Source organism: Pseudomonas sp. RIT-PI-q (assembly GCF_001297125.1).
Classification (GTDB): Bacteria; Pseudomonadota; Gammaproteobacteria; order Pseudomonadales; family Pseudomonadaceae; genus Aquipseudomonas.
In genome coordinates this window covers 1-1317 of the sequence record NZ_LHPC01000069.1, presented here as the reverse complement: position 1 = coordinate 1317, position 1317 = coordinate 1, and the positions used below count along the sequence as shown (strand labels likewise).

Here is a 1317-nt window from a genome sequence, read left to right as displayed (position 1 = left end):
GCCCCCTCACGCCCTGAGCCTGTCCGTCAACCTGTGACCACCTCCATCGGCGCCACTACCAGCGTTGATCCACGCCGCGTTAATGCCTGCAAGTAAGCCTTTTCGTCATAGACGGTGCTGGTTTTCCAGCACTGATAGACGATTCTGATCCACTTAAAAGCGAGTGCTCTCAGGGCCGCCTGGTATGAGCAGCCTTTAGCCCGCTGCTGCCGATAATAAGCCTCGGCCCAGGTTGATTGAGGGATGCTGTGAGCAGCCCATTCGACAAAGGTCTGCCGCAAGAAGGTTGAGCATCGGAAGCGCCAATACACGACTTTCTTCTTGCCGCTACGCTGGGTAACGGGTGCGATTCCGGCATATCGCTGCATCGCATTGGCGTCGCTAAATCGCTCACGCTGTTCACCAAAAGCCACCATCAGGCGCGGTGCAAGCTGTTGGCCGGCGCCAGGGAGTGCCTTGAAGATCGGGTAATCGGCCAAGCTGTTGGCCGTTTCTTCGATCTCGCGATCAAAATCCTTGAGGGTGGAAATGAGCCCTTTGAGTTGCGACGCCAAGGCGGTGGCGTACAACTGCGAAGGACGTATGACCCCCGGGTCCTGCGTCAAAGGCATCGCTTGGGTGATGATTTCCCAGCGTGCGTGATTGAGTTGAGGGTGACGAGCGTTGTGCTCGCTAACGAACTTTAGAAAAGTACTCTGGCGAGAACGCTTGATGTGTTCAAGCGTGGGCCAGCGCATCAGAAAGTCACAGAACAGCACGGTGTCATGGTTGCTAAACAGCTCCAGGGCCAATGGATAATACTGTTTGAGCATACAGATCAAGCGGTTGCTGACCTTCACTCGCTCATCAACCAGTGCCCGCCGATGTTCTGTCAGGCTGGCCAAACTACGCATGGCCGGGCTTTGCGGCATCAACTGGGGAAATCGTTCCGGATAGTTGAGCAACAACTCAAGCGCCCATTGAGCATCGGTCGGATCATCCTTGGCACCGCTGCGGACAAAGGTTTTACGGTGTTTGGCCAAGGTGCTCGGATTGATGGGAAACAGGCAAAAGAACTCGTACTTTTGCAGGGCCGCCACCAACGGGCCCTTGTTGAGCTCAAGAGCGATCGCAATCGGAGCGCCGTAGCGCTCAAACAACGCTTTCGCCCAACGATCAATCGATTGGGGCGTATGGGCGATGACAGAGAAATGCTGCCGGGTTTCCCCCGCGACCTGCAAGCACACGTCGTGCTTGGTATCTGCCCAATCTATTCCGACATAAGCAGTGAATTTCTGAGACAGGAGCGTTTGCATCGACAACCTCCACAGGCGCTAA

General features: G+C 55.7%; 1 protein-coding gene. It reads right to left on the bottom strand.

All coding sequences use genetic code 11. The features are described 5' to 3' along the window. Window positions 1–26: 26 nt before the first annotated feature. A complete protein-coding gene (locus AEQ67_RS31535; RefSeq protein ID WP_059407651.1) occupies window positions 27–1295 on the bottom strand; it encodes an IS110 family transposase in 1269 nt (422 codons plus the stop codon). Window positions 1296–1317: the final 22 nt, after the last annotated feature.